11 protein-coding genes and 6 tRNA genes are annotated in these 16921 nt (G+C 57.4%); 14 read left to right on the top strand and 3 right to left on the bottom strand.

All coding sequences use genetic code 11. The annotated features are described in order from the left end of the window. Positions 1–5: 5 nt before the first annotated feature. Positions 6–1574, top strand: a complete 1569-nt coding sequence (gene lnt / locus VF694_RS05605; RefSeq protein WP_440164035.1) for an apolipoprotein N-acyltransferase — start codon at positions 6–8, stop codon at positions 1572–1574. A gap of 58 nt (positions 1575–1632) precedes the next feature. On the opposite strand, the gene VF694_RS05600 is transcribed toward lnt, so the two are convergent. After that, positions 1633–4455, bottom strand: a complete 2823-nt coding sequence (locus VF694_RS05600; protein WP_301606748.1) for a bifunctional diguanylate cyclase/phosphodiesterase — start codon at positions 4453–4455, stop codon at positions 1633–1635. Positions 4456–5011: 556 nt separating this feature from the next. Between VF694_RS05600 and VF694_RS05595 the strand changes: the two genes are divergently transcribed. The 10 genes from VF694_RS05595 (at position 5012) to VF694_RS05550 (ending at position 11571) form a co-directional block, all read left to right on the top strand. After that, positions 5012–5087: transfer RNA gene (locus VF694_RS05595), tRNA-Ala, on the top strand. Positions 5088–5113: 26 nt separating this feature from the next. After that, positions 5114–5189 (top strand) — tRNA-Glu (locus VF694_RS05590). Positions 5190–5212: 23 nt separating this feature from the next. Beyond that, positions 5213–5289 (top strand) — tRNA-Asp (locus VF694_RS05585). 125 nt (positions 5290–5414) lie between these two features. Further along, positions 5415–5490: transfer RNA gene (locus VF694_RS05580), tRNA-Ala, on the top strand. Between the two features lie 25 nt (positions 5491–5515). Next, positions 5516–5591, top strand: a tRNA-Glu gene (locus VF694_RS05575). Positions 5592–5614: 23 nt separating this feature from the next. Continuing rightward, a tRNA-Asp gene (locus VF694_RS05570) sits at positions 5615–5691 on the top strand. Between the two features lie 390 nt (positions 5692–6081). Then, on the top strand, positions 6082–6693 hold the full coding sequence (locus VF694_RS05565; RefSeq protein ID WP_059318664.1) for a TetR/AcrR family transcriptional regulator: 612 nt from the start codon (positions 6082–6084) through the stop codon (positions 6691–6693). 52 nt (positions 6694–6745) lie between these two features. Beyond that, on the top strand, positions 6746–7831 hold the full coding sequence (locus VF694_RS05560; protein ID WP_440163891.1) for an efflux RND transporter periplasmic adaptor subunit: 1086 nt from the start codon (positions 6746–6748) through the stop codon (positions 7829–7831). Next, positions 7828–10899 carry an efflux RND transporter permease subunit gene (locus VF694_RS05555; RefSeq protein ID WP_426345532.1) on the top strand — a complete coding sequence of 1024 codons (3072 nt, stop codon included), beginning with the start codon at positions 7828–7830 and terminating at the stop codon, positions 10897–10899. The genes VF694_RS05560 and VF694_RS05555 overlap by 4 nt, the downstream gene beginning before the upstream one ends. A gap of 189 nt (positions 10900–11088) precedes the next feature. Continuing rightward, positions 11089–11571, top strand: a complete 483-nt coding sequence (locus tag VF694_RS05550) for a DUF3293 domain-containing protein (protein ID WP_003803714.1) — start codon at positions 11089–11091, stop codon at positions 11569–11571. Here VF694_RS05550 and VF694_RS05545 read toward each other — a convergent pair. Next, positions 11548–11970 (bottom strand): acyl-CoA thioesterase, encoded by a 423-nt coding sequence (locus VF694_RS05545; protein ID WP_003803716.1) that lies wholly within the window; start codon positions 11968–11970, stop codon positions 11548–11550. The genes VF694_RS05550 and VF694_RS05545 overlap by 24 nt on opposite strands. A 288-nt stretch (positions 11971–12258) precedes the next feature. Between VF694_RS05545 and bioB the strand changes: the two genes are divergently transcribed. The 3 genes from bioB (at position 12259) to VF694_RS05530 (ending at position 15314) form a co-directional block, all read left to right on the top strand. Further along, positions 12259–13275: a biotin synthase BioB gene (bioB, locus tag VF694_RS05540; protein WP_003803719.1), complete on the top strand. Its 1017-nt coding sequence runs from the start codon at positions 12259–12261 to the stop codon at positions 13273–13275. Between the two features lies 1 nt (position 13276). Continuing rightward, positions 13277–14128 (top strand): EamA family transporter, encoded by an 852-nt coding sequence (locus tag VF694_RS05535; RefSeq protein WP_003803720.1) that lies wholly within the window; start codon positions 13277–13279, stop codon positions 14126–14128. Positions 14129–14297: 169 nt separating this feature from the next. Continuing rightward, on the top strand, positions 14298–15314 hold the full coding sequence (locus tag VF694_RS05530; protein WP_131071300.1) for a BMP family protein: 1017 nt from the start codon (positions 14298–14300) through the stop codon (positions 15312–15314). A 101-nt stretch (positions 15315–15415) separates the two neighbouring features. Here the strand turns inward: VF694_RS05530 and VF694_RS05525 are convergent, their stop codons facing one another. Then, positions 15416–16915: an MFS transporter gene (locus tag VF694_RS05525; protein ID WP_003803723.1), complete on the bottom strand. Its 1500-nt coding sequence runs from the start codon at positions 16913–16915 to the stop codon at positions 15416–15418. Positions 16916–16921: the final 6 nt, after the last annotated feature.

The following is a 16921-nucleotide window of genomic DNA, read 5'->3' as shown; positions in this document are numbered from 1 at the left end:
CGTTAATGCTGGCTCTGGGGGGCTTGCATGCCCTGTCCTTTTCGATAGGCCCGCTGCCCTCCTGGATTCTGCCGTTTTATCAGATCACCCTGCTAGCTATAGCCTGTTCGCAGATCATGGCAGCGCAGTCGTTACGACAAGCTTTCGGACGCAGCTATTGGTTTGGTCTGGGCAACTTTGCCGTCGGCGTGTATTGGCTCTACATCAGCATGCACCAGTATGGCGGGATGCCATCCTGGCTGGCGGCCCTGGGGGTCTTGCTGCTGGCAGCTGCACTGGCCCTTTTCCCCGCCCTGGCTGCGGCCGTGTGGCAAAAGCTGCGTCCCAAACACAATAGTGATGCCTGGCTACCACGACTGCTATTGTCCGCGGGGTTTGCAAGCTGCTGGGCGCTGAGCGAATGGCTGCGGGGCACGCTACTGACCGGCTTCCCCTGGCTGAACATCGGCTACGCCCATGCGGAAGGCATGTTTACCGGCTGGGCTCCACTTGTCGGCGTCTATGGTCTGGCCTGGCTGTCCGCCTTCAGTGCCGCGGTCATCGCCCAGTTTGCCGCCTCCAAAGACAAAAACCAGAGCCCTTCTAGTGCCATTGGTATTGGCATCGCCATGGTTTTCGGCCTGATCGGCATCAGTTTGCCGCATATCGCCTGGGTTAACCCTCAGGGTGATCCGTTCATCGCCCGGCTGGTGCAAGGCAATGTCGACCAGAGCGCCAAGTTTGGCCCCGCGATGGGCGAGGGCATAGAACGCTATTACGACTTGGCCAATCTGGACGCCAAATCCCCCGAGGACGCGCCGCGTCTGATTGTCCTGCCCGAGACCGTCATCCCGGTTTTGCAGAACCGTCTGGAAACCAGCTTCTGGTTGCGCTGGACAGAACTGGCCCAACGTCATCAAGCCAATCTGGTGCTGGGCGTACCCATGGATCGCGGTACGGTCGATGGCAAACTCAGCTATACCAACAGTGCCTTGCTGATCACCCCCCAAACTCAGCCTCAGGACATCATCAACAGCACTGCTGCCTACTACGACAAACACCATCTCGTGCCCTTTGGCGAATTCATCCCCGCCGGCTTTCGGTGGTTCGTGGACATGATGAATATCCCCTTGGGTGACTTTCACCGGGGCGCCCTGCCACAAGCTCCTTTCCAGCTGCCAGAAGGTCGTGTCGCGGCCAATATCTGCTATGAAGACGTTTTTGGTGAAGAGATCATCCAGGCCGTCCAGGGCCGCCCTGGTCAGCAGGGGGCGAGCGTGCTGCTAAATATCAGCAATCTGGGCTGGTTCGGGGACTCCTGGGCCTTGAGCCAGCATTTGCAGATCTCGCGCATGCGAGCCTTGGAAACAGGACGTCCCATGCTGCGCGCGACCAACACCGGCATGACGGCTGCCATTGATCCGTATGGACGGATTCGCGCCGTGCTGCCGCCCTTGACACCGGGCGTACTGGATGTGGAAGTACAGGGCACCACTGGCCTGACACCCTACGTAAAATACGGCAACCTGCCCTTTCTGATCTGGGCCAGCCTCTTGCTGATTATGTTTGCCTGGCGCGCTCGCCGCTCATCCTGAGCATCGGGGGTGCGGCACGCCGACATGTCCAGCGACCGCGTCGCCTGAACAGACCTTCTTACTGCAGCGCCTGGGGACCCACGGGATACAGACCCGCGGCAAATCCCCCTGCATGGTCCCGATTCCAGGTCTTGCACCAATCCACAAACTCGTCTGCCGGGATCGGCGTCGAGCACAAATAGCCCTGCATGTAATCGCAGCCGGCATGGTTGAGCAAGTCCAGCTGCTCGTGGCTGGTCACTCCTTCTGCCACGACGCGCAAACCCAGTTTTTGCGCCATGACGATCATGGCCTGGGTCAGGACCAGATCCTCGCTGCTCAGCGCCAAATTACGGATATAGCACTGATCAATCTTGAGCACATTGATGGAAAAGCGCTTCAAATGGGACAGAGAGGAATAGCCTGTGCCGAAATCATCCAGCGCCACACTCATGCCATATTCACGCAAGGAGCGCAGCTGCTGCAAGGCCTGCCCCTGATCATCGAGCAACAGACGCTCCGTAATTTCCACCACCAGCGCATCGCCCGGAATGCCCTGGGTTTGCAGATACTCCACCCATTCCCGCGCACAAGAACCATTGAGCTTGAACTGCGCGGGTGACACGTTCAGGCTGACCCGGAAACTGGGGTCCAACTCGTGGCGCAGCCTGACCGCCGCCTGGGCAGCCGTCTCGAATACCCATTCTCCGATCAAGACAATCAGCCCGGAGTCCTCGGAAAAAGGAATGAACTCCGAAGGCGGCACCAGACCGAGCTGAGGATGCTCCCAACGAATCAAGGCTTCAGCGCGGGTGACCTGTCCCGTACGCATATCCACAATAGGCTGGTAATAGAGCTGAAACTGCTTTTCGCTCAAGGCCTTTTGCAGATCCTGGGAGAAACGAAGGCGAGCCTCCACCGCTTCGCTCATGGCAGGTAAAAAACGGCAGTATTGGTTGCGACCACACGCTTTGGCCGCATACATGGCCATGTCCGCATTTTTCAAAAGCTGACCGGCATCGTCCCCATCCTCGGGGAACAAGGTGATACCCACGCTGGCAGAGACAGACACTGAGTTCTTGCCCAGCTGGAAAGGCTCCTCAATCGTGTCCAGCAAACAGCGACAGGTACGTTCCACAATCGATGTATCACTGATATCGGACAAAATGACAGTGAACTCGTCGCCACCAATTCGCGCTACCGTATCTGTCACCCGCACACAGCGTTGCAGGCGTTGGGCCACTTCCTGCAAGAGCACGTCTCCTTTCTCATGCCCCAGGGAATCGTTCACATCCTTGAAGAAGTCCAGGTCCATAAAGATCAGGGCGAAGGGCAAACCAGTACGGCGGGATTGCTCGCGAGCCTGTTGCAAACGATCCTGGAACATCTGCCGGTTGGGCAAGCCTGTCAAATGATCGTAATGCGCCTGCCGCCACATCTGGGCCTCACGCTTTTTATGGCTGGTGATGTCCGTAAACAGGCCGATGTGACGATACACCGTGCCGTCGGGGTTCCACGCAGTGCTGATCGTCAGGCGCTCGGCAAAATCCTCCCCGTTCTTGCGACGGTTCCAGATGTCCCCCTGCCAACGCCCCGTTTCTGAAATCTCGCGCCACATCTTGCGATAGAACTCGCGATCTTGACGACCGGAATTCAGAAGCGACAAGCTGCGTCCGCGAACTTCATCGAGCTCATAGCCCGTGATGCGGCTAAAGGCCGGATTGGCATCGACCACGTGGCCAAAGCGGTCGGTAACCACAATGGCTTCGCAGGTGTTCTCATAGACTACCGCCGCCAAGCGACCCGTCACCTCATTACGCACCCGCGTGGTGATGTCCTGCACCACTGCCACCATGGCGGTACGGCCATCCAGCCGAATGGGAATGGCACAGATCTCTACATCAATGGATTTGCCATCATGACGCAATGCCCGTGTTTCATAACGCAAACTGCTGCCGCCTGAACGCGAATCGGGCACCGTATGAGTCAGGGACGGAAATCGTGGAGACAGGAAAATCTGATCCACCGTGAACTCCTGACGCAATTGCGCGCGACTATATCCCAATGTTTCCGCCAACTTTTTATTAACAAAATCAAAGCGGCCGTCGCGGCTCACGTAAATACCCAATAAAGGGTTGTGACTTACGCTGCGGCATATGGCGTTGAGCTGCGATAAATTGCGCTGCTGAATGGAGAGCTGGGCATCCCGCTGTTGAATCTGCAACCCGCAGTCATTCAGAATCTGCGACAAATAGCGCGTTTCATCCGTACCGGAACTGATGCTTTTTGTGCGGTAATGCCCCTGGGTAAAGGCCTTTCCCTGGGCGAGCAGTTGCCTCAAGGGCGTGGCCACCCAGGCGCGCAACATAAAGTAAGAGAGAGACAGCGCCAACGCATCGAGCGCCAGCATGAAAAACACCGTCCAGCGGTGCTGGGAGCGGGTACGTTCACGCAGAACGTCAAAAGCGTCCAGCAATTGCTGCGTGTTATGCCGGAACAGGGAATCTTCGGCATTCAGACTGGCAGCGGGTAAAAGCACCTGCTCCGAGCTGACCGGAAAATCCAGGCGCATCAGCCGCCGCTGCCACTCATTGCTCAACTGCGAGACCAGTCCCAGCAAGGGTTTGTCCAGCGGCACGAGAACCACACCATCGACCATGCCTCCCTCGCGAAGCAACTGCACGACAGACTGAAACTGCTGGTCGAGCTGACGCAAACGGGCCGGGGTGGAGCTGGATGGCGCGGCCAGCGCCACGGAATAACTGATATCCGACAGTTGTCGCAAAAGGCCACTGCTGGCCTGCAAGCGGATATCTGCCTGATTCTGCTTGTAAATGACCGTAACCGTCGCGGAAATCAACAACAGCCAAACCAGCAGCACCCAAATCAGCAAAGCACGCAAACTGATTCGTCTTTGTGCATCCACTGGAACAGGCAGAGGTGATGATATGCACTGCTTTGCTGACATAGCGCCATTAAATAGAAAATGCAGGCTCAGAGATCGGCCTACAAAACGTAATGATTGCAGGTGAAATGTTACTCATCGAAGCATAACATCATTAGATTACCGAGCAGCGCAAATTTCTTATAGAGCCTTCATTTATGCGCCTAAGAGGGGATTTACCCCCCCGCAAAAGGGACAAAAAAACGACGTGAAGTCGAGAAACGATTTACGTCTATTGACTCATATATGAAATGTTATGACACAAAGAAGATACAAAACACCGCTTGAAATAAAAAGATACGGATGGGAGCAAGTCGCACTCGGCCCGGTTTCCCCTGCCTGCCTCTTGTGTCCATCTCACCCCTTCCTACCCGCGTTCGTCTTGCCTCAGCCCCCTGTCTTGAAGTTTTTTTGCTTTATTTTTCTTTTTTCTCTCAAAAGACTTGCACAAAGACAAAAACATCTTCATAATCTCAATTCTTCGTTGGTGGTCAACAAAAAAGAACACCGAAATGGGGGTATAGCTCAGCTGGGAGAGCGCTTGCATGGCATGCAAGAGGTCAGCGGTTCGATCCCGCTTACCTCCACCAAAAAACGAAGATTAGCTGTAAGTCCTGTCCCCTTCGTCTAGAGGCCTAGGACACCACCCTTTCACGGTGGGTACAGGGGTTCGAATCCCCTAGGGGACGCCAAAGCTTTTGCTTGGCACCGCTGCGGAGCGGTAGTTCAGTTGGTTAGAATACCGGCCTGTCACGCCGGGGGTCGCGGGTTCGAGCCCCGTCCGCTCCGCCAAAAGATTTTATGAATCAGTCCCGGACTGGTTCTAGCAGTTTGAAGTGGCAAGCCTCGTCAAGCCTGACACTTATTTCGATACTTTGGTTTTTTGGCACAGTCAAAAAATGAAGTAAAGAAAAATTGGGGGTATAGCTCAGCTGGGAGAGCGCTTGCATGGCATGCAAGAGGTCAGCGGTTCGATCCCGCTTACCTCCACCAAAACGACGGTTTAGTTGTAAGTCCTGTCCCCTTCGTCTAGAGGCCTAGGACACCACCCTTTCACGGTGGGTACAGGGGTTCGAATCCCCTAGGGGACGCCAAAGCTTTTGCTTGGCACCGCTGCGGAGCGGTAGTTCAGTTGGTTAGAATACCGGCCTGTCACGCCGGGGGTCGCGGGTTCGAGCCCCGTCCGCTCCGCCAAAAATTCCAAAAAGCCTGATAGATTTCGATCTGTCAGGCTTTTTTCATTACTGCTGCAAAACCCATGGCAGGCTTTTATAAAGGCCTGCCTTTCCAGGCACGCCGCAACCCAGCGCCCCGAGTCAAACCATGGTCGCGCTCCGCTCCTCCAAGGCCACCCCGTCCATCGGGCTCTCCTACCGGTACCATGCCCCCCCCTGATAGTCCCAGCCCCCTTTCCAGGAAATGAGGCGTAGCCCAGGGCTCGCCAGTTGCAAGCGAGCTGCCTGCGCAGGCCTGTGGCTTGCTAGTGCTCTTGCATTGCTCCCTATTCAAATCAGCAATTGCCTTGCTCCTGCTCTCCAGGGAAGTTAATGTATTGCATTATCGTTACTTCAATATTCAAGAGTCATGCCTGTCAGCACCCTGGGCCAGCGTGGTCCGACCGAACACCATCGCCGCGAACAGATCATCGAGCAGGCCAACAGGCATTTCCGGCTCTATGGTTATCGCAAAACCTCGGTCGCGAGTCTGGCCAAATCAATCGGTGTCTCCAGCGCTTACCTGTATCGCTTCTTCGACTCCAAGCAGGCTATCGGCCAGGCCATTTGCCACTCGGTGCTGCATGGCATGCATCAGCAGCTGCAGCAGATTGTCGACAGTGACCTCCCTCCCATCGAGCGGCTGCGCCACTTTATCGAAACCGCCTGCCAGCTAAGCCTGGAGCTGTTCCTGCAAGAAGGACGCATGCAGGAAGTCGTGATCGAGGCCCTGCAAAACAACTGGCCCACTGTCGATCAGCACAGGCAGGATCTGCTGGCACAAATCACGGCACTGGTACGCGCAGGCCGGGAAAGCGGAGACTTCGAGCGGCGTACCCCGCTGGACGAAGTGGTTCAGGGCATTTTGTTTGCGCTCACAGCCTGTCTGCATCCCGTGCTGCTGGAGATACATCCGGCCGAAAAAACGCGTCAGGGTTTGCTGGTGGTAACCCCCCTGATTTTGCGCAGCCTGATGCCCTGACCTACCTCCCGAGTTACAGTTCAACCAACTATTTACTTACCCGGAGTCCTGCATGGCTCTCTTTCGCTCTCTTAGTCCTGTATTGAGTTTGTCCACCGCCCTGGTTCTCATGGGGTGCAGCCAGCAGACCCAGGAGGCTGACCCGCGCACCCAGGCGCCCTTGGTGATTCAAAGCATGGTTCAAGCCAAGACGGATCAGCAACGGCGCTTTCTGGGACTGGTCAGCGCACGAATCGAAAGCCCACTGGCCTTCCGGGTGGGCGGCAAAATTGACACACGCCATGTCCAAAACGGTGAACATGTGAAAAAGGGGCAGCTCCTCATGACGCTGGACCCCAAGGACCTGCAGTTGGATCACCGCGCCCGTCTGGCCGCCGTACAAGCTGCCCAGGCTCAGGCCGAACAGGCCGAATCGGATTACAAGCGCCTGTCTTTGCTGGTCGACCAGGGGGGCGTCTCTCGTCAGGCCCACGAACAAAGCAGACAGGCGTTGCGCAGCGCTCAGGCCAATCTCAAGTCCGCCCAGGCACAGGCCGAAATCGCACGGAATGCCGATCAGTACAGCGCCCTAAAGGCAGATGCGGATGGCATTATCACTGCGCAGATGGGTGACGTTGGCCAGGTTGTCAGTCCCGGTCAGGCCGTGCTGCGTCTGGCTCTGGACGGCCCGCGAGAGGTGATCGTCAGCCTGCCTGAACAATGGGATATTCCGCTGGGCACCCGCGCCACGATCGAGCTGACCGACTCCCAGCAAAGCCTGCCCGCCCGATTGCGCGAACTGGCCCAGTCCTCGGACCCGGCCACGCGCAGCTATCAGGCCCGCTTCTCCTTTGACGATGAAAACATCAGCGCCCGCCTGGGTTCCAGCGCCATCGTGCACCTGACACCCCCGGAGGCGGATGCCTTGAACCAGGTTCCCCTCACCGCGCTTTACGATCCAGGCAAAGGCCCGGGCGTGTGGGTCATCGACGCTCAGAACACCGTGCATTGGCAGGCAGTGACTATCGCCAAGCTGGCCCAGGAACACGCCTACCTTTCCGATGGGCCCGATGCGGGCACCCCTATCGTGGCGCTGGGCGCCAATCTCTTGCACGAAGGCCAGGAAGTGCGCCCTGAAACACGCGAGGCCAAGCCATGACAGGCCGCTTCAATCTTTCCGCGCTGGCCGTGCGCGAACGGGCCATCACTCTATTTCTGATCATCGCCCTGGCGGCGTCCGGCATCTACTCCTTCGTCAAGCTGGGTCGGGCAGAAGACCCGGCGTTTACCGTCAAAGTTCTTACCGTTACCACCCTGTGGCCCGGTGCCACGGCCCAGGAAATGCAGGATCTGGTGGCCGAGCCCCTGGAAAAACGCATGCAGGAGCTGCGCTGGTTTGACAAAGTGGAGACTGTCACCCGTCCCGGCACTGCCCTGATGGTGGTGACCTTGAAGGACACCATGCCCCCGGCCGATGTCCAGAGCGAGTTCTACCAGTTACGTAAAAAGCTCCAGGATCAGGCGCCCAGTCTGCCCCAGGGCGTACAGGGCCCTTTCGTCAATGACGAGTATTCGGATGTGTCGTTCAGCCTGTTCGCGCTGCAGGCCCCTGGTTTGCCGCCCCGCCTGCTGACCCGGGAGGCGGAGAAGGTACGCAGCCAGTTGCTGCAAGTGCCCGGCGTCAAGAAGGTCAACATCCTGGGGGAGCAAAGCGAACGTATTTTCATCGATCTGGACGAGACCAAGCTGCACAATTTGCAACTCAATCCCCAACAGATCCTGCAGGCCCTGTCGCAGCGCAGCGCCATGACCCCCAGTGGCGCCATCAGTACCGACGGGCCACGGATTCATCTGCGCCTCAGTGCGGGACTGGATAATGTTCAGGCGATCAGCGACACCTATATTTATGTTCAGGGTCACGCGCTGCGTCTGGGCGATATTGCCACCATCAGCCGGGGCTACGAGGACCCGCCCAGCTTCGAGATTCATCATAATGCGCAGTTTGCCATGCTGCTGGATGTGGTCATGCAAGAAGGCTATAACGGCCTGTACCTGGGCAAAGATCTGGAGAAAGCGCGCGAAGAGATTGCTGCCGCCCTGCCTTTGGGATTCTCGCTGGAGACCGTGACCAACCAATCGGTGAATATTGCCTCGGCGGTGGGCGAGTTCATGTTCAAGTTCTTCGCCGCGCTCAGTGTGGTGCTGCTGGTGTGTCTGATCAGCATGGGCTGGCGGGTGGGGATCGTCGTGGCCGCTGCCGTCCCCCTGACACTGGCCATGGTGTTTGTCATCATGATGATGACGGGCAAGGTCTTTGACCGAGTCACACTGGGCGCGCTGATTATCTCGCTGGGCCTGCTGGTGGACGATGCCATTATTGCCATCGAGATCATGATCGTGAAGATGGAAGAAGGCATGGACCGCCTGAAGGCCGCCGCCTACGCCTGGAATCATACGGCAGCCCCGATGCTCTCTGGCACGCTGGTGACCATTATTGGCTTTCTGCCCGTCGGGTTTGCCCGCTCCTCTGCCGGAGAGTATGCAGGCAACATCTTCTGGATTCTGGCAGCCGCCCTGTTGACTTCCTGGGTGGTCGCCGTGGCGTTCACGCCTTATATGGGCGTGAAGCTCTTGCCCGCCATTGCGGCCCGCCCAGGGGGCCATCAAGCCATTTACGACACGCCCAACTATATGCGCCTGCGGCGCATGATCGCCTGGTCCGTACACCATAAGTTTCTGGTGGCCGGTATTGTGGTGGGGGCCTTCATACTGGCGGTGGTGGGCATGGGTTTCGTCAAACAGCAGTTTTTCCCCACGTCCGATCGGCCTGAACTGCTGGTGGAGGTGCAGTTGCCCGAAGGCAGCAGCATCCAGTCCACTCAGGCCGTCACCCGCAAAGTGGAAAGCTGGCTGCGCGAGCAGCCTGAAACACGACTGGCCACCAGCTATGCCGGACAGGGTGCGCCACGCTTTTTTCTGTCCTACAACCCGGAACTGCCGGACCCTTCGTTTGCCCGTCTGGTCGTCCTGACGGCGGATCATCACGACCGCGATGCCTTGCTGCAGCGCTTTCGTCAGGTGGTGGCCGATGGTCTGACTCCCGAGGCACGGGTTCGCGCCACCCAACTGGTATTTGGCCCCTCCACCAAGTATCCGGTCGAGTTTCTGGTTCGGGGCCCCGAACTGGACAGGTTGCGCGACATTTCGGAACAGGCCATGGCCATCATGCGAGCCGACCCGGACATGCGTCAGGTCAACGTGGACTGGGGCGCACGCGTGCCCGTGTTGAAGCTGGATATAGACCCGCAACGCCTGCAAGCCCTGGGCTTGAACCGCCAGCGTCTGGCCGAGCAAATTCAGCTGCAACTCGATGGTACGACAGTGGCGGAATACCGTGAGGACCTGCGCAATGTCCTGGTCATCGCCCGCAGCTCGGCGATCAACCGGCATGACCCCACCCGACTGTCTGGCCTGACCGTCACCAACGACCAAGGCAAGAACCTGCCACTGGAACAGATTGGGAAACTGGAGATCATCCAGGAGGAGCCCAAGTTGGCTCGCCGCAATCGTTTACCCACCATGACCGTGCGCGGTGACATTGCTCCACACGTTCAGCCGGCAGAAGTGGCCAACCGGGTCATGGAGGCATTTGCTCCCCTGCAAGCCTCTCTGCCACCGGGCTATCTGATCGAGATGAGCGGGATTACCGCCGAGGCCAAGAAATCCAACGACGCTCTGTTGCCGGTCTTTCCGGTCATGATTGCGCTGATGCTCCTGGTCATCGTGATCCAGGTGCGTTCGCTCTCGAACATGATCATGGTATTTCTGACTGCCCCCTTGGGACTGATTGGCAGCGTGCCGGCCCTGCTGATCTTTCAGCAGCCCTTTGGCTTCACCGCCATTTTGGGGCTGATTGGTCTGGCCGGCATCCTGATGCGTAACACGCTCATCCTGATCGAGCAGATCAAGACCAATCGCGCCGAAGGGGCCTCCCCCTATGATGCGGTGATTGAAGCTACCGTCCAGCGCGCCCGCCCGGTTATCTTGACGGCGCTGGCCGCCGTGCTGGCGTTTATCCCGCTATCGTTTTCCGTGTTCTGGGGATCCATGGCATTGACGCTGATCGGCGGCACAGCCATCGGCACCATCCTGACCCTTTTATTCTTGCCCAGCCTGTATGCCATCTGGAATCGCATCCAGGACCCACGGGTCGCATCCCTTGCTTGAAGGCTGAAACTGTGTAAATAATGGATGCATGGTCTGAAACAAGCTCCCCGCGCCCGGCAGATTTTTTCTCTGCCGGCTGCCTCCCATTAAAAATGGGCGCCTTTTGCCGGGGGTGGGCTTTAGCACAGAAACCATGCATCCCACTGCCTGTTTTGTGGGTCCAGAGAACAGAACGACGCAAGATAGCTTATGTCTACACAGAAAGACCTGCCCGCCGCCCTGTCTCACGCATTCGAGAAGGCGATCTACCGTGTACATAGCCCGCAGGGCGATATAGATGTGCGTATCGGCCAGTTCAACAGAACCTTAAATCAGTTACTGCAACAGGAAACCAGCCGTGGGGCGGCGATTTTGACCGCCTGCAATCCAGGCGCACAAATTTGCAGCCGTGCTTTTAACGACGCAGTCCAGGAAAGTTTGCTGCGTAGTTTGCAGAAACTGGACTTGCGCTGGTGGCCTGCAGTCAACCTGGACCCCAATGGTAAATGGCCAGATGAACCCAGCCTGCTGGTACTCGATATCAGCCTGCAACAAGCACGCTGGCAAGCGCGCCTGTTCAAGCAATTGGCTTTTGTCTACATCCCGCTCGATGGCAAGCCGGCCTTGCATGATGTGCAACAACGCCTGCCTGCGTCGAATCAGGCCCAGTTAAACAGCACCACCTCCCTCTAGACGCTGACGAAAACCGGGGGCAATGGCCGCCGCTTTGAGTTTTCCCCCGGGCAGAACCTTCGCCCACGCGCGCCACTCATGACCGCTGGCAACCTGTACCCCGTCCATATTGAAGACCTGGTATTCCATCTTGAAACGTCCCTCCTGCCATTGGACGACCCGCACCCCAATACGAATTTCCTGGTCATAAGTCACCGGCGCACGGAAATTGGCGCCCACATCCACCAGTGGTGTCACCGCGTCGTACTCACTTTGCAAAATACGCTGACTCAACCCCACTTGCCGCAGCCAGGCCTGATACGTGCTGTCAAACCAATAAAAATAATTGGGATAAAAAACAATCCCGGCCTCATCGCAGTCACCCCACTCCACGGTGATGCGGCGCTCGAACACATGCATGTTGATCCTTTGACAAATTTTCCCCTTAGTTTAGCGCGGATAAAAACCTCGAACCCTGGGCAATCAGCCTGTCAATCAGCCATTGAAACATTTTGCAAATATTTGGATGGAAACAATTTGCATCAACATAAATAATGAAAATTAGAAGAAATTAAGCGCATTTTCATTCAATTAACATGAAAGCAAGCCAGTCAGCCCGACAATGGCGCGCTATCGACAGGGCGGCAAAGTCGTCTTTCAGTGAGGGAGAACCTAGCATAGCCGCGTCACTGAATAAGGTAGCCTGCCATGTCTGTAAATACCCCCGCCCCCTGGACGATCCGTCGCATCATGGAGCTGTACGAGTTGCCTTTTATGGACCTTGTATTCCAGGCACAGACTGTCCATAGACAACACCACCCTGCCAATCAGATCCAGCTCTCCAGCCTTCTGTCCATCAAGACAGGCGCCTGTCCCGAGGACTGTTCCTATTGTCCACAGTCGTCCAAGTACCAGACCGAGCTGGAACCCGAACCCCTGATGCCTCTGGAGAAGGTGCTGGAAGCCGCGCGTGCGGCCCAGGCACAAGGAGCGCAACGCTTTTGCATGGGCGCTGCCTGGCGCTCCCCCACCGAAAAACAGCTGGATCAAGTCATTGATATGGTCAGCGCTGTCAAAGCCATGGGACTGGAAACCTGTGTCACCCTGGGCATGCTCAAAGAAGGCCAGGCCGAACGCCTTAAAGAGGCCGGACTGGACTACTACAACCACAATCTGGACACCTCGCCGGAATTCTACGGACAGATCATCAGCACACGCACCTACCAAGACCGGCTGGACACCTTGGAACGTGTCCGCGCAGCCGGATTGAACAGTTGTTGCGGCGGAATCATTGGCATGGGCGAGAGCCGGCGCGAGCGTGCCGGTCTGCTTGCTCAACTGGCCAATATGCGCCCCTACCCCGAGTCCGTGCCGATCAATCAACTGGTTAAAGTGCCCGGAACGCCTCTGGATCAGGTCGAGGACCTGGACCCTTTCGAGTTTGTGCGCACCATCGCCATTGCCCGCATCCTGATGCCCACCAGCGCCGTACGCCTGTCTGCCGGCCGCGAAACCATGGACGACAGCACCCAGGCACTGTGCTTTATGGCCGGAGCCAACTCGATTTTCTACGGCGAGCAATTGTTGACTACTGGCAATCCGCAGTTTGTGGCCGATCAGGACCTGTTTGCCCGACTGCAACTGGAAGCTGCCAAAACCACCTTGTCCGAACCACCTCTGTCCCTGGAACAGACCCGACCACGCGCCATGCTCGAGGCTCTCTGACATGCTGACCCTGTTCGCCAGTATTCTGTGCAGTGTTGCCGTTTCCATTTTGCTGAAGATCGCTCGCCAGCGGCAGATCGATGTGGCTCAGGCCATCATGGTCAACTACGGCGTAGCAGTCACCTTAAGCCTGGTACTGTTGCAACCCCATCCGAGCAGCCTGCTCAATCCTGCTACCCCGTGGTGGATTCTGATTGCGCTGGGCGTCCTGCTGCCCAGTGTCTTTCTGTTCATGGCGGCCGCCGTCCGACAGGCTGGCATCGTACTCAGTGACGCCGCCCAGCGACTGTCGCTGTTTCTACCCTTGTTGGCTGCTTTTCTTCTGTTTGGCGAACACATGGGCGGCCAGAAACTGCTGGGTATTGCCCTGGCCCTGACTGCCCTGCTGTGTTTGCTGATACGCCCCCGCTCGTCCAGCAGTCAGGAACCGGGATCCGGGCACCCTGCCCTGATGCTGCTGGCGGTATGGTTAGGGTATGGCGTGATCGACATTCTGTTCAAGCAGCTCTCCAAAGCGGGCGCTGCCTTCTCCAGCAGCCTGGTTGTATCCTTTTCCCTGGCGGGTGTGCTGATGTTGTGCTGGCTGTTGATCAAGCGCTGCCAATGGCACAAAGGTAGCCTGCTGGCCGGACTGGTACTGGGTTCACTGAATTTTGGGAATATTTTCTTTTATATTCGGGCCCATCAGCTCTTTCCCGAGAACCCGACTCTGGTGTTTTCTGCCATGAACATCGGCGTGATTGCGCTGGGAGCCCTCATTGGAGCCGGTTTCTTCAAAGAAAAGCTCAGTGCGCTCAATATCGTGGGTGTTGCCCTGGCCATAGGAGCCATCGTCGCGCTGATTCCCCGTTAAACAGCCCCCTGCCGGGCCAAGCCCATCGGGGCCCGGCAAACCGCACTATAAGAAAAGCCATATGATTGACATTTAAAGCGACGGGGCACGACTGCTTTTCATCTCCTGTAGATTAGAAAAAACAAATTCTACCGACGCTCACGTCGGAGACTACCCAGGAGACATCATCATGACCGGATTAACACGCCGCCAATTACTACTGGCCACCTGCGCTGCAGCGGGCACATTGGCCACGCCTTGGCTCAGCCACCGCGTTCTGGCTGCCAGCAAACCGGTGGTCGCTGCCCTGTTCTGCGGCCACATCGATGACAACGGCTTCATGCAGGCGGGCTACCAAGGCTTTAAAAAAGCCATGGATCAGCTCGCTCTTAGCGGCCATTACAAAGACCAGGTTGCCAATGAAACCCAGGCGCAGATAGCCGCCTTGCGTGAACTGGCCACTCACTACAAACCTGACTTGCTGATCGCTCACGGAGGTCAGAATACCGACGCCGCACTGGCTGTCGCCAAGGAGTTTCCTGATATCCGCCTGGTGATCACCCAAGGAGCGGTTACCGCCAGCAACCTGAGCAGTTACGACGTTCGTCAGGAAGAGTCCGCCTGGCTGGCCGGTGCCTATGCAGCCCTGATGACGAAAACCGGCGTGGTGGCACACCAGTCCGGGATACGGGTGCCACCCGGCTTACGCGCCCGTGCGTCCTATGCGGCTGGCGTCAAGCACGCCAATCCGGAGGTGAAGCTGCTGACAAATTTCTCCGGCAATCAGGATGATATTGAGCTGGCCGCCCGCGTCACCCAGGCTCAGGCCAAAGCCGGAGCAGACATCATCTACACCATGCTGAACAAAGGACGTAGCGGCACAACGCAGGCCTGCCGTGAACTGGGCATCAAGCAAATCGGCAATGTGATTGACTGGGTGGCTCGCGAACCCGATGTGTTTATAGGTTCGGCCTGGGCGGATGTAGGCATTGGCGTTTTTCAAGCATGCAAGGACCTGAGCGAAAACAAGTTCGAGTCCGGCAAAATCTTTAAGGTGGGCTTGCAACAGCCTGATGCGGTACGGCTGATCATGGCTCCCGATACCCCGGATGTCGTGCGCCAGCGTATTGCAGCGCTGCAGCAGGACATTCTGAGCGGCAAGATTGAGGTTGAGGCCGAATTTAACGGGCCTGAATTCCAGATTTAAGATTCAGGCAGGCCTACAAAAACCCAGGCGTGGCCTGGGTTTTTTCATGAATGAATCATGCTTGAAAAGGCTACAACACCATGTCCGATTCTGGCGAGGGCTCAGGAAGCCGGATCTGACGATGTACGCTTGCTCTCTGCGTCTTCGGCGTGTCCCGGGCTTCCCGTATCGATCTGCTTCCCAGAGCCATCCAAGTCTGCGGCACTGCCCACGACGGGATCAACCCCCTTGTCTTTCTCTGTATGTGTCGCCCCTGCAGATTCATCCCCCTCCTTGCGCTCCATGGCCGTGCTTTCCATCGTTGCGGGCACCCGCTCTTGAACGGGCGGCAGATCCTCGAACACCGGGTCGTGCGACACGTCAGAGCTGATATCCACGCGTGGGTCCAGCGCCACGGCGGCTGCCGAGCTTTGCAAACTGTCGGGCATGGGCACAAAAGTGGTGGGAGCATCCTGGCTCAAGTGATCACCCAGTACCTTTTGCGGACGAACCAGCAAGACCAGCGACAAGCCACAGACCGCCACAAAGATGTAATACAGATTGCTGCCGATATAGGTCATCAGGCCACCGGCCAGAAGCGGCCCCACACAGGCCCCCAGCCCATACACCATATAAAGAATGGCACTAAGACCTACGCGCCGCTCCGGATCGACGTTGTCATTGGCAAACGCCGCCCCCAAGGGATACAGGGTAAATTGCAGCACCCCGAACATGGCCGAGAAGATCAGCAAAAACCAAAACGGCACCTCGAACCAGCCCCATAATGGAATGGCCAGGGCCAGCAAACAAATGGCATTGATGCGAATCAGCTTGACGCGGCTCATGCGATCCGCCAGCCAACCTACCGGCCATTGCGCCAGAACGCCCGCGGCCACCGACACCGCCACAAACAAGGCAGCCTGCTCACTACTTAAATGCACGCGCACAGCGTACACCGGTGCCAGACCATAAAAAGCACCCGTCAGCATACCGGCAACCAGCAACACCATCATGGACAGGGGCACTCGATCAACGTAATAGCGTGCATTGATCGGCGCTGGTACCTGCAAAGGCGGGTGACTGCGGCGGGTAATGGCCACGGGCACCAGACTGAAGGCCGAACAAATGGCCACAAATACCAAGGGCTCGTAATTCAAATGGGGAAACAGCGTGAGGGACAACTGTCCCAGCACCGTACCCAGGCTGGAAAACACCATGTAGATGGCAAAAATCGTACCGCGCTGGCTGTTGTCACTTTGCTCATTCAGCCAGCTTTCAATCCCCATAAACTGCACCACCATGGCCGCGCCCGCCAAAAAGCGCAGCAACAACCAGACGTACATGGAGTCGATCAGAATCTGAAGCAGCACACAAATGGTGACAATAGCCGCGCTGGCCGCATAGGCCCGAATATGGCCTACCCCCATGATGAGGCGATGTCCCATACGGGCGCCAAAAACCAGACCCAGGTAATACACGGCAATCAGGCCGCCGATCCACACCTCTGACACCGAGATGGCCGTCAGGCGCACCCCCATGAAGGTATTGAACAGGCCCGAGCTGAGCAAGAGCATCAGGGTCGCAAAATACAGGGACGAGAACGCACCCACCGATGTCAGCATCCACAC

The sequence above is a fragment of the Alcaligenes sp. Lyrl_28 genome (assembly GCF_051948705.1).
Taxonomy (GTDB): domain Bacteria; phylum Pseudomonadota; class Gammaproteobacteria; order Burkholderiales; family Burkholderiaceae_B; genus Alcaligenes; species Alcaligenes ammonioxydans.
Note: the sequence above shows the minus strand (reverse complement) of the source record. Positions and strands in the feature narration are given on the sequence as shown.